The organism is Microbacterium sp. lyk4-40-TSB-66 (assembly GCF_030209475.1).
Lineage (GTDB): Bacteria > Actinomycetota > Actinomycetes > Actinomycetales > Microbacteriaceae > Microbacterium.
Genome location: NZ_JARVRW010000003.1, coordinates 490,162 through 502,755, shown reverse-complemented (window position 1 = coordinate 502,755; position 12,594 = coordinate 490,162). Strand labels below are relative to the sequence as shown.

The window sequence follows — 12,594 nt, the reverse complement described above, 5'->3', positions numbered from 1 at the left end:
AAGGGTGATCCACGCCTCAGGCGCACCAGTCCGGACGCGTGCCCGCCACCTCGGCGAGCACGTCACCCGACAACACGTCGATCACGGTCGAGGTGCGACCCAGCCACTCCGCGCGGGTGGGGTAGTCGTCGATCTCGTCGTCCGTCGGGACGACGCCGACCGCCGCGTACCGCCCGCTCGTCGAGACGCAGACCTCTTCGATCCGGTCGCCGGCGCCGACCTGGAAGACCCCGGCCGGCGCTTCGGCGGCGGTCCGGCGCACGACGTCGTCGGCCGTCCACTGCACCGACGAGGAATCGGAGAGGAACACCGTGCCCGTCGACACATCGTCGGCGGCGGCCCCGACGATGTCGCTCAGCGTCCCGTTCGTCAGATCGAGCACGGCGGGACCCGCAGCACCGTCGACGACGAGCGAGGTCGAGGCGGGAAGGACCGCGCGCAGCCCCCCGACCTCGCCGAGCAGACGCGGGGGCGCCGAGCCGGTGGCATCCAGCAGGATGAGCGAGCCCGTGGGCGTCTGCGCGACGAGGTACGAGCTGCCGGGGACGAAGAACCACGAGTCGGCCTGCAGCGGGAGACCGTCGAGGTCGAGCACGGCACGCGCGCCGGCATCCGGGTCGGCCGGGTCGAGCAGGAACAGGGTGCTGATGTACGTCTGCGCGTCCGCCCCCGTGCCGGTGAAGACGAAGCCCGCGCGACCCGCGTAGGCCGAGGCCCGCAGCAGTCCGACCGTTCCGTCGCCGGGGAGGGGCAGCGGCACCGGGTCCGCCCCCTGGCCGGCGCGGGTCAGCGTGGCGCGTCCGTCCTCGTCGACCACGGCGGCGACGACCCCGGCACCGTCGTCGGCGTACTCCTGGATGCGGGGAGCGGCGAAGACCACCTCGTCGGCGCCGGATGACAGGTCGTGCCGCACGATCCGATCGTCGTCACCGCCGGCGCGGTCGAAGCTCCCGCCGCGCTCGAGGGTGGTCACCGTCAGCGGGGGTGTCGTGAAGTCGAAGGCGGCCTCCGCGGTGGCGCCCGTCGCCCGGCCGCGCAGCGCGGGCACGCTCACGCGGTAGTCGCGCGCGTGGTCGACCGTGTCGGCGAATCGGAGACGCAGCGTCGATCCGGTGACCTCCACCTCGAACGGCGCCGCGGGCTCGACTCGCACCCCCTCCGCGGAGCGCGGGTCGAGGGGTTGATCGGCGTGGAACACCAGCGTGACGCCCGCCTGTTCCACCGCGAGCGAGGGGTCGCCGTCGACACCTCGGATGCGCGGCCCGCGCTCGAGAGCCGCCGCGGCGAGGGTCGCGCTGACGCTGGCGAGGCAGACGACGACAGCGATCGAGGCCACGGCCCAGCGGCGCGAGGAGCGCGGGCGGGCGGCATCCGGATCAGGAGAGGTAGGGGGCATCGGGCTCCTCCACGGCGTCGACGGTCGCGGGGCTGAGGTGAGTGGCACCGGCGTCGTCGGTGAACGTCCCGGTCACGCGCACCCAGTCGCCCGAGCGGAGATCGTCGGGAACACCGGATGCCACGACGGGCACGGCGAACAGCTGGGCGTCGACCGTGCAGCAGGTGACCGCGTAGCGTCCGACGCGGACGGCGCCGGCATCGTCGATCAGCAGGAACCCCGTCACGTCGGCCTGCTGTCCGACGAGATCGCCGGCGGAGGCGCCGCTTCCGAGGATGCTCGCCCAGTCGCGGACCGAGAAACGGGTCGGGTCGCTGCCCACGAGCGACGGACGCGGCGCATCGCCTCCGCCGTCGGCCGCGCTCGCCGTCGACAACGCCCGCTCGGCGCTCAGCGTCGTCGGGGGCGCGACGAGCAGGGCGACCGCGGCGACGACGACGAGTGCTCCCGTCACGAGGGTCGAGAGCGTCCGGGCGCGCCCTCGCGGACCGGGGCCGTGGTCGTGATCGTGATCGTGATCGTGATCGTGGGCCGCCCGCCGTGAGGTCGCGGTCACCCACACGGCCGCGGCGAAGAGAATCACCCCCACGATGCTCAGCACCACGGTGAAGACGACGTAACGGGGGTGGATGTACAGCGTGAGGTCGCCCGCGGCGGCGAGCGCGAGGGTGGCGACGAGACCGATGCCGCACAGGGCGAGACCCGCCCAGCGCGAGACGAGTTCAGACAAGCAGGTTCACCACCAGACCGAGGGTCAGGGCGCCGAGCGCCACGACGAGGGTGATCCCGGCGAGCGCGCGCAGACGGAACGTCGTCGAGAGCATCACGAGCATCTTCACGTCGATCATCGGACCGAGCACGAGGAACGCCACCAGCGCGCCCGGCGAGAACGACGACGCGAGCGACAGCGCGAAGAACGCGTCGACGTTGGAGCAGATGGCGATGACGAAGGCCAGCACCATCAGGGCCAGGATGCCGAGCACGGGATGCCCGCCGATCCCCGTCAACGTGTCGCGCGACACCGCCACCTGGAGGACACCCGCGACCGCGGCGCCGAGGAAGAGCGCGGGCAGCATGGCCGAGACCTCGTCGCGGAACATCACGGCCGCGCGCCGCAGGGTCGCCGGCTCCCGCGCCGATGACGCCGCCGACGCGCAGGCCGCCGCCCACTGCGGGGTGAGCAGCCGCTGCGGTTCCGGGTGCAGGCTGACGAGCCATCCCACGAGGTTGGCGAGCACGAACCCGCCGACCAGGCGGGAGATCAGGATGCCGTCGTTCCACCCGAACGCCTGGTACGTCGTGATGAGGGTCACCGGGTTGAGGATGGGTGCCGCCAGCAGGAACGTCACCGAGTCGGCAACGGTGAACCCGCGCATCATCAGCCCGCGGGCCAGGGGCACGTTGCCGCACTCGCACACCGGCAGGACGACCCCGAGCAGGGAGAGGACGGCACGTCGGAGGATGCCGGCGCGCGGGATGACGGCATCCAGCACTCGAGAGGGCACCCACAGCTGCACGGCGATCGAGATCGAGATGCCGAGGAAGACGAACGGCAGCGACTCGATGATCACGCTCGCGGCGAGGGTGATGCCGTCGGAGAGAGCGCTGGGGAGGGAGCCGTCGGCGTCGATGGTCAGCCACCGGATGACGATGGCGGCGGCGATCAGCGCCGCGGCGACGAGGAGCACCCGCCGCGCACCTGAGCCGGGTTGCGGTGGTGCGGGCTCGGGCCGGGCGCGCGCGGGCGCTGCGGAGGAGCTGCGCGCGGTGGGCATGGGGCGGTCCTATCCGGGGGGTCTCGCGGCGGTCGCGCCGAGGTCGTCGGCGGCGACCTCACCCGCGGGTCGGGGACGCCGCCGCACGCGACCGCGGCCCGTCAGGAGCATCGGTGCGCCTCGATGGGCACCGCCAGCTCCCGCGTCTGCCCGTCACCCTCCACGCGGAGGGACATGGACCCCGGTGGGATCGCCACCGCGCGCGTCGAGAACGCAGCGGTCGCGGTGCCGCCGGCCGCGAGAGCCGAGAAGGTCTTGGTGCCGTACACGCTGGCCGCCGTCACCGAGACGGGAGCGGACCCGGTGTTGGTCACCTTCACCATCACGGTGACCTTGCCGGCGACGCAGCGCGACGACACGGAACCGTCCACGCTCGGGGCCGCGGCGTCGCCGACACGGACATCGATGGATGCCGACGTCGAGGCCGACAGCACGTCGAGGCCCTGGTACGCGGCCGAGAGACGCAGGTCGCCGGTGGCGTCCGGAACCGCCGCCTCCGCGACGAACGTCCCGTCGCGGGGAATCACACGCGCATCGACGGTCCTGTCGCCGAAGGTGAACCGCACCGTTCCGGCGACGGCACCGCCGTCGTTCGCGGTCACCTGAGCCGTGATCTTCGCGCCCGGCACGAGCACGGCGCCGCCCGCGACATCGACGAGGGTCGTCGCCGATGCCGTGCGCGTGGCGGCCACGCCTCTCGCCGCCTCCCATTGGTTGAGGGTGACGGGCATGACGCTGCCGTGCCGCGACTTCGGCAGTGCGCCGGCGACCGTGCGCCACGCGGGAGCGGCCAGCGACTCGGTGAACAGCGGCAGGTACCCCTGCCCCGTGAAGTCGTCGACGAAGAGATAGAAGCCCTCGTTCACGCCCGCCGGAAGCGACGTGTCGCCCGCGTTCGCGCGGAAGATGGTGGGCCCCTCGGTGGTACGACCGGTGGCGCGAGCGGTCTTCGAGACGCACGTCGCGTCGGTCGACCACGCGTAGTCGCCGGGGACAGACAGGTCGTACAGCGATGCTGCGGACTCCTGCACCACGTCGTTGCAGCCGGTGATCTCTTTGGTGAACCGGTAGTAGGTGCCGTCATCCTCGATCATCGTCGAGTCGATCCGGTCGCCCGCGTCCTGCCAGATCTTGGCATCCGAGAACGTGACGAAGTCCCGTGTGGTTGCGTACATGACCTTCGAGTACGTGTGATCGGGGGTGCCGACCTTGTCGTAGGGGCGGGTGGCATCCAGGAACACCCGCGACGACCAGTACACGACGTACTCACCGGCGTCCGTGTCGTAGAACGCCTCGGGCGCCCACGTCATCGAGGCGAACGGCCCCGACACGGGCACGTGCCGCTGAGCCGACCAGTTCTTCAGGTCGGTGGACTCCCAGATCTCGAGGTGCCGGCTGCCGTCGTCCAGCGACGACTCCCACGACGTCCCCCCGCCGATCGACAGGTCGGTGGCGATCAGGAAGAAGCGGTCGCCCTCGGCGGAGCGGATGACGAAGGGGTCGCGGAGCCCACGCGTGCCCTGCGTCGAGGAGAGGATCGGGGCGCCGTTGTTGAGCACGTCCCACGTCATCGCGCTGTTCCCCTGCGACGCCGCGAGCGAGACCTTCTCACCCTCGACGGTGTCGGCGGTGAAGTAGGCGAACATGTAGCGACTGTCGACGGCCGGACGCTGAGCCGGCTCGACGGTGACGGCGAAGCTGCGCGCGACGGCAGCGGCCCCCGTGCCGATCGTCGCGGTCAGGGTGACGGGCACCGGGTCCGCACCCCACGCGGGACGCGTGACGACGCCGGCGGCGGCGGCGCCGACTGCACGGTCGGAGATCACTGCGGGGGCCGACGAGGTCCATTCGATCGGCGCCCCCGCGGCGCCCCGGGTGGGCAACGTGACGTTCCCTCGGACGACCGAGGGCACCCCGATCGTGTCGCGATCGGCCGCGACGTCGGCCGCGGTCAGCGCCGGCACCATCACCGTGAAGGTGCGCGGCGTCGTCGCGGCGACCCCGCGAGCCTCAGCCGTCGCGCTCAGCGTGACCGTCGCGGCGGGCTCCCCCACCGCCGGGCGCGTGACCACGCCGTCTGTGGAGACGACGGCGGGGTTCGACGACGACCAGGAGATCTCCCGGATGCCGAAGAGTCCGAGGTCGAGATCGGAGGTCACGGCAGAGGTGTCACCGAGGTCGATGACCGCGGCCTTGGCATCGGCGACGGCGCGGAGCGCGGCCTGATGGGGGGTGGCGTCGCTCTCGGACAGCGAGACGACCTCACCGCTCGACAACGCGCGGTCGTAGACGTGGAACGCGCCGACCGTGCCCTTGAAGAGCGCATCGGGCCACGGGGCGCGTCCGATCGTATTGAGGGTCTGCGGGATGTCGGCGGGGGTGAGGGTCGTCTTGACGACCCCCGACAGCTGACCGTCGGTGTAGAAGGTGAGGGTGTCGGCATCCGCGTCGATGACGGCCGTGAGGCTGTGCCACCTGTTCGCCTTGACCGGGTAGGCGGTCGCGTTCTTCTCGCCACCGGCCGAGGCCGTCGTGATGCCGGATCGCGGCGCCCGTACGTTCGCGAACCAGTACTGCTGGGTCGTGTCGTTGCCGATGTTCCACAGGAAGTGGTTCGAGCCGAGCATCGAGGCGTCCGCCTTGACGTCGATCGACACCGTGGCCGAGGTCGCCGTCTTCAGAAGATCGTCGGGCAGCTCCACCCAGTTGCCGGTCGAGGTCTTGGCACCCCCGGTCAATTGCAGCGTCCCCGCCTCCGACCGCTGCGACGCGGTGTAGTTGCGCACCGTGGCATCCAGCGGGTCGCCGGCGGCATCCGAACCGTCGGCCGTGTTGCGGACCGCCTCGCCGGAGGTCTCGTCGAAGGTGTACCGCGCGACGAGACCGTCGTCGCGCGCGTCGGCGGGTGCCGCTGCGGTCGCGGCCCCCGCGCCGAGAACGCCACTCACCGCGACGGCCGCGGACACCGCGATCGAGAGGATGCGCCGTGCGCCGGGAGCGGCCCCGGTGGAGCGGCCTTCATCGCTCCCGTCGCGGTGGGTGTGGCGAGAGGGGGTGTGGGAGGGCATGGTGTCCTGACCGTCGGTCGACGTCGATGGGCGATGCGGGGCGTGCCGCGAGGTCAGCGGCAGGTGGTCGCCGCGAACGGCGCCGTCACCGACGAGGTGGCGCCGCCGGCGCTGGCGGCGACGGTGACCTCGCCCGCCGCCAGCGGGGTGGTCCGCGCCGTGAAGGTCACGACCGTGCTCTTGCCGGCGCCGAGGGAGGCGATCGTCTTCGAGCCGTGCGCGGAGTCCACCTGCAGGGCGACCGGGGCCGCTCCGCCATTGGCGATGCGGGTGACGACGATCGGCTTGCCCGCGGCGCACCGCGTCTCGGCCGTGGCCGTGACGGCCAGCGCGGGGGCCGTCACGACGACGTCCGCGGTGACCGTGAGCGCGGTCGAGCTGAACAGGCGTCGATCGGGGGCGTTGTACGCGGTCGATCCATTGGTCCCGGACCACTGGTTCAGGTTCGCGCCGATCGTGCGCACCGTCCCGGTGACCGGGTAGGTCCCGGGCGTGGTCGCGTCGACGCCGGCGAGGTTCCAGGTCACCGGCTGCGCGGCGGTGCCCCGACCGTAGGCCAGGGTCACCTGCGCCTCCCGCGGCAGGGCGGCCGTGATGGTCGGTGCCGTGGCGCCCTGCGTGACGGTGGCGTCACCGAGGTCCGTGGTGACGACGGCCGCGGCATCCGCCTTCCGGATCCCGTCGTACTGGCCGAAGGTCAGCGGCACGATGCCGCCGTGCTTGGTGCTGGGCGCCATCGAGAAGGTGTCGGACACGAGCGGGGTGAACCCGGCATCCAGGTTCGTCGTCTGCATCGGCCGGTAGCCGATCGAGGGGATCACGTCGACGTAGAGGTACCACTCGTTCTCACCGTGGCGCTGGAAGACCGCGGGGCCCTCGACGCCGCCGGGGTTGCCGCCCGCGTAGTTGGCGCCGATGCGCTCCTGCACCGTCGTCCACGACGTCGTCTGCTTCCACCAGTCGGTGGCCGTGGTCGACTCCATGTAGATGCCCCGGCCGAAGGAGTTGTCCTTCGTCACGCGATAGGTCTTGCCGGCGTTCTGGATGACCGTGGTGTCGATGGCGTTGCCGCCGGTGTCGATCATGGTGCCGCCGTAGCGGTAGGTCTGCTGGGTGAAATCGGTCGTCGCGCCCCACAGCACGCGGGAGTAGGTCGACCCGGTGTGGGCGGAGTTGCCGTAGACGTTCGACGACCAGTACATGACGAACGCTCCGCTGCCGTCGGCGTTGTAGCCGGGGACCCACGTCGCCTCGGGCGCCCAGGCCATGCCGAGCTCGGCGACCTTCGAACCGGCGGGCGATTGCGCAACGTCGAACTGGCGCAGGTCGCTCCAGCTCACGAGGTCTTTCGACTCCCAGACATTGAGCTTCGTGCTGCCCTGCGAGCTCCAGTAACACCAGTCGGTGCAGCCGGCTGCGCCGCGGTCGCCGCCGAAGACCCGGAGGTCGGTGGCGATGATGTAGTACGTCTTCGTCTCGGGATTGTAGGTCAGGTAGGGGTCGCGCACGCCCGTCGTGCCCAGCTGCGACGCCAGGATGGGCTTGCCGCCGTTGAGCGGGTCCCAGGCCTCGGGGTCGTCGCCCCGCGAGACGTCGAGGTAGATCTTCTCGGCGTAGCCGTTGGCATCCTCGATGAAGTGGACCATGGCGTACCCGAACGCGTCGTCGGCGGTGCGGGCGGGCTGGATCGTCGCGGCCACGGCGCGGGACGCGGTGACCCCGCGGACCGTCGCGGTCGCCGTCAGCGTGGTGGTCCGCGCGGCAGAGCCTGCGGCGGGAAGCGTCGTACTCAGGGTCGTGCCGTCAGCGGCGACCGTCGCGCTCGCGTCGGTCGCGGCCCAGCTCACGCGCCCGCCGTAGGTGGGGAGGGTGGTCGTGCTCTCGTCGACGGTGACCGGCGACACGGTGTCCACCACGGCTTGCGCCGCCTGACGGTGCGCGCCGGCGTGGATCGTGGCATCCGCCGTCGAGACCTGTGCGACCTCGTCGGCCGACAGCGCCCGGTCGTATACGCGGAACGTCGACACCTCGCCCTTGTACATGGGGTCGGGGTAAGGAGCGCGGCCGATCGCGTTCAGGGTCTGATCGGTGATGTCGGCGGGCGAGAGGGTCGTCCGGGTGGATGCCACCTGCACCCCGTCGACGAAGAAGGTGATGCGGCCGGCGGCTCCGTCGATGACGGACGTGAGGCTGTACCAGCGGTCGGCCGACAGGGCGGAGCCGGAACGGGCGTTGACCTCGCCGCCGCCGCCGTTCGTGGTGATGACGGTTCGGGGGTTGTCGCGCACCGACGCGAAGTACGACCGCGTCGGGGAGTCGCTTCCGATGTTCCAGAGGAAGTGGAAGTTGTTCTTCATCGACGCGTCGAGCTTGGTCTCGATGGTCACCGTCGCCGATCGTGCGCCGGCGAGGGCGTCGTTCGGCAGTCGGACCCAGCTGGCGGTCGGGCTGGTCTTCGCGCCCCCGGTGAAGACGAGCGACGATCCCGTCCACAGGGCGTCGGTGCCGTTCACCACGGTCGCCGCCCCCAGCGTCGTCGGTGCGCTGTTGGGCACGCTGGCGCCGGCGGTCTCGTCGAAGACGTACTCCGCGCGCAGGCCCGAAGAGGGGATCGCCGTCTCGGCCACGGCCGGTACCGCCGTCAGGGGGACGAGGCCGCCAGCGAGCAGGGCGACCCCGGTGGCGAGGCTGAGGATCGCGCTCCTCCGGCGTCGGGTCGACGGTCGCGCGGGTGCGGTGGGGGCGGTCGAGTGTGCGGTCATCACTCCAGCTCCTTTGCCAGGATGATCGGGGCCCCTGAGACGCAGGAACATTCTGGATGTTACCGCTCACTTCGGATGGGGGCAAGATCCATCCCGTCGTGGTCGGGCGACGGTGCGGCGATCACCGCCGCACCGGCGCGGAGTCCGCGAACGGTCACTCCCCGCATCGCGCCGACCGGGCGCCCGGCCTCGACGCGAACGGAAATCGCGGTGGCCAGACGGCATCCATGTGGTTATTGTGAGCGATAACACAGCACCTGTGGTCAGTCACTTAATGGAGAGTGGTTATGCGCCTGCCTTTCGCGGCCCGTTCGACGACGCCCCCCGCACACCTCGAAACCCCGCCCAGACGCGCGCGACGCAGAATGGCCGCGGTCGCCGTGGGCACCACCGCCGTCGCCGCCCTGTGCGCGGGCCTGCTCACGCCCGGGGCCGCCAGCGCCGCCGGCGCCGACGACGCGCTGATCGCCGACTTCACGTTCGACAGCGGCACGACCAGCTTCACCGGGGCGGGCGCCACCGCCACCACCCAGGGCACCGCCCGACTGGTCCCCGGCGTCAGCGGCAACGCCGCCCAACTGGGCAGCGGGTTCTGGCTGAACGTCGCCAAGACGAACGGCTCCCCCCTGCTCGCGGGGCTCGACGACGTCACGATCTCGTACGACAGCAAGCCCGCGGCCTCGGGCAACACCGGGTGGACGGTGTTCGCCGCCCGCAGCGCCGCGACGCAGACGTACGCCCAGGAGCACTACCTCGGCTTCCTCGACCGCACCACCGGCGTCACCGTCGAGCGCTACGACAACGCGGGCTCGCGCAATTCCTCCGGCAACCTCGCCGCCACCAGCGCCAACGCCGAGTGGAAGCACGTCGACCTCGTGCTCTCCGGCGGCACCGCGCGACTGTTCGTCGACAAGAAGCTCGTGTCCACGAACGCGGCCGGGCCCGCCCTCTCAAAGATCCTCGGGTCCTCGGGCGGCGTCCTGCAGGTCGGCAAGGCCAACTGGGGCGGCGGCGAGTTCTTCTCGGGCCTCCTCGACAACCTGCGCGTCTACAACCGCGCCCTCACCCCCTCCGAACTCGGCGTGGCGACGGTCGCCGCCGACCCGGCCGCGGCGCTGAGCATCCCCGCGCGCATCTCGGGCGACCTCCCCTCGACGGTGCTCGGCAGCGCGGTGACCTGGACGGCGACCGGCGCCGGCTCCTCGCTGGTCGCCGCCGACGGCACGGTCACCCGCCCCGCCGCAGGTCCCGTCGCGGTCGAGCTGACCGCGACGATCGCCGGTGTCGCCACCCCCGTCACGGCATCGGCGCAGATCCTCGACGCCGGCGGCGACATCGCCACCTACGTCAAGACGGTCACGACGATCAACGGCGTGAAGGACGACCCGCTCGCCTACAACGACGACCGCCGCGCCGACGCCCTGTACGTCTCGGCCCGCCCGTCCGGCACCTCGACCTGGGAGCCGCTGAACCGCTCGCAGGCCATCCTGTACGCGACATGGAACGGCTCCCAGACCGCGAACCCGAACGCCCAGGTCGGCTCGCCGACCCTCCTCCGCTTCGCCGACGGCACCCTCGGCGCGATGGCGGCGCAGAACAACGCCACCGACTCGGTGTACGTCTGGGACGCCCCCGACGGCGCCACCTTCCGCAACCAGCGCACCGTGAAGATCGCCTCCGACGGATCGATCGTGAAGAACCCGCGCATCGAGTTCGACGCCGCCAGCCAGAAGTACAAGGCGTACTGGACCGACGAGCTCACCGGTGAAGGGCGCGTCGCGCGACTCGACGGGCTCACCGCCACCAGCACCCCGACCGCGGCGACGAAGGCCGACGTGCGGACGCTCGGCGTGACCGGCGCGGGGCTGCCCGGCTTCACCGCGCAGTCGCAGGCGAGCTCGTTCGCCCTCTCGAAGACCGAGTTCGACGTCTTCTTCAAGAACTACGTCGACCTGCAGAACACCGGCGTCCGCGCCCCCGCCGACGTGCAGGTCGAGAACGGGAAGAGGGTGGATGCCGCAGCCCTCCCCTCCACCGTCACCCTCGACTACAACGACGGCTCCACCAAGAACCTGCCCGTGACGTGGGACGCCGACGACCTGGCATCCATCGATTCGCGCACCCCCGGCACGTACGAGGTGACCGGCTCGGTTCAGCAGACCGCCGAGCAGATGGTCAACGACGCCCGGGCCGATCCGCACCTCTTCTTCAACGAGGACGACGGTTTCTGGTACCTCACGGGCTCGCACTACTCGATCCCCTCCACCGCCTCGAACGACCAGCTGATCGACGCCAACGCCTACCGCAAGATCGGCCTGAAGCGCGCGACCACCATCGCGGGCCTGAAGGACGCCCCCGAGCAGATCGTCATCGATCCGGATGCCGGGACCCCCGGCAAGCAGGCCCAGTACCCCAACACCTTCTACGGCTGGGGCGGCTACATCTGGGCGCAGGAGTTCCACAAGATCAACGGGCAGTGGTGGATCGTCGCCGGCATGAACCGCGGCTACGCCCCCACCAACGGCTGGTGCGACAACACCGTCCTCATCCCCTACACCGGCACCGAGGAGTCGCTGCGAGCCGGCGGCCTCACGAACCAGGAGAACTGGGGCGAGCCGACCATCCTCGAGGGCGCCGCGTTCGACGTCTCGTATCTCGAGCGCGAGGAGAACGGCGTGACGCAGGGCTACTGGGTCATGCCGAACAGCGCGAAGCTGCTCATCGGCAAGGCCAAGATGGGCCCGAAGGGCACCGTTCCGCTCATCGACGGAGGACTCAGCGAGGTCTACGCGATCAGCCAGCCGTGGGAGTACGGCAAGCAGGCTCCCACGCCGTCCGACACCAACGAAGGCGGCGACCAGGGAATCGTGGAGGCGCCCTACATGGTCGAGCACGGTGACTACATCTACCTCACCTACTCGGGCGGCACGGTCGACAAGTACTACGACATCGGCATGCTGCGCGCCGCCAAGACGGCCGACCTGAAGAACCCGGCGAGCTGGACCCTCGTGCCCTCCCCCGTGCTCACCACCAACGACACCTTCACCGGCCGCATCGGCGGCACGGGTCAAGGCGGCACCGGGCACAACTCGTTCGCGACCGACCCGGCCGGAAACCTGGTGCTGGCGTACCACGCGCGCCCGTACCCCGAGCCGCACAGCGGCGGTGCGGCGGGAGGCCTGTTCGACCCCGACCGCAACAGCTGGTTCAAGGCGGTCAACGTGCGCGCCAACGGCATGCTCGACCTCTCGCTCACGGCGGCCCAGGAGGTCGCGCCGGCCAACCGGAGCGTGACCGCCCGGGTGATCGTGGCGGCAGCCCCGACGACCGTTCAGGCGAGCGCCACCACGCGCTGCGTCGCGGGCAAGGTCACGCTCGTCACCACCGTCACCAACACGGGCACGAGCGCCGTGTCCGGAACCATCGCGAGCGCCTACGGCTCGACGACCTTCACGGGCCTCGGGGCGGGCAAGTCGGTTTCGAAGACGCTCGCCACCCGTGCGGCATCCGTCGACGGAGGAACCGTCACCGTGACCGTGCAGGGCAGCCCCACCCCCGTGACGGCCGACTACCGCGCCGCCACCTGCAAGTGA

The 12,594-nt window shown here is 71.2% G+C and carries 6 protein-coding genes; 1 reads left to right on the top strand and 5 read right to left on the bottom strand.

The genetic code is table 11. The features are described from left to right. Positions 1 to 16: 16 nt before the first annotated feature. The 5 genes from QRO03_RS07310 to QRO03_RS07290 form a co-directional block, all read right to left on the bottom strand. Positions 17 to 1,396, bottom strand: a complete 1,380-nt coding sequence (locus QRO03_RS07310; RefSeq protein WP_285136857.1) for a hypothetical protein — start codon at positions 1,394 to 1,396, stop codon at positions 17 to 19. Continuing rightward, positions 1,377 to 2,126, bottom strand: coding sequence for a TIGR03943 family putative permease subunit (locus QRO03_RS07305; RefSeq protein WP_285136856.1), 750 nt, complete (start codon positions 2,124 to 2,126; stop codon positions 1,377 to 1,379). The genes QRO03_RS07310 and QRO03_RS07305 overlap by 20 nt, the downstream gene beginning before the upstream one ends. Beyond that, positions 2,119 to 3,171 (bottom strand): permease, encoded by a 1,053-nt coding sequence (locus QRO03_RS07300; protein ID WP_285136855.1) that lies wholly within the window; start codon positions 3,169 to 3,171, stop codon positions 2,119 to 2,121. The genes QRO03_RS07305 and QRO03_RS07300 overlap by 8 nt, the downstream gene beginning before the upstream one ends. A gap of 101 nt (positions 3,172 to 3,272) precedes the next feature. Then, positions 3,273 to 6,239: an immunoglobulin-like domain-containing protein gene (locus tag QRO03_RS07295; protein WP_285136854.1), complete on the bottom strand. Its 2,967-nt coding sequence runs from the start codon at positions 6,237 to 6,239 to the stop codon at positions 3,273 to 3,275. Between the two features lie 53 nt (positions 6,240 to 6,292). Further along, entirely contained in the window at positions 6,293 to 9,001 is a 2,709-nt protein-coding gene (locus QRO03_RS07290) for a LamG-like jellyroll fold domain-containing protein (protein WP_285136853.1), read from the bottom strand. A gap of 380 nt (positions 9,002 to 9,381) precedes the next feature. Here QRO03_RS07290 and QRO03_RS07285 point away from each other — a divergent pair, with 380 nt between their 5' ends. Beyond that, entirely contained in the window at positions 9,382 to 12,594 is a 3,213-nt protein-coding gene (locus QRO03_RS07285; protein ID WP_285136852.1) for a LamG-like jellyroll fold domain-containing protein, read from the top strand.

What these genes read in the sequence shown, in the direction of transcription:
- QRO03_RS07310 (WP_285136857.1), bottom strand. Translation starts at nt 1,396, where the DNA reads ATGCCCCCTACCTCTCCTGATCCGGATGCCGCCCGCCCGCGCTCCTCG.
- QRO03_RS07290 (WP_285136853.1), bottom strand. Translation starts at nt 9,001, where the DNA reads ATGACCGCACACTCGACCGCCCCCACCGCACCCGCGCGACCGTCGACC.
- QRO03_RS07295 (WP_285136854.1), bottom strand. Translation starts at nt 6,239, where the DNA reads ATGCCCTCCCACACCCCCTCTCGCCACACCCACCGCGACGGGAGCGAT.
- QRO03_RS07300 (WP_285136855.1), bottom strand. Translation starts at nt 3,171, where the DNA reads ATGCCCACCGCGCGCAGCTCCTCCGCAGCGCCCGCGCGCGCCCGGCCC.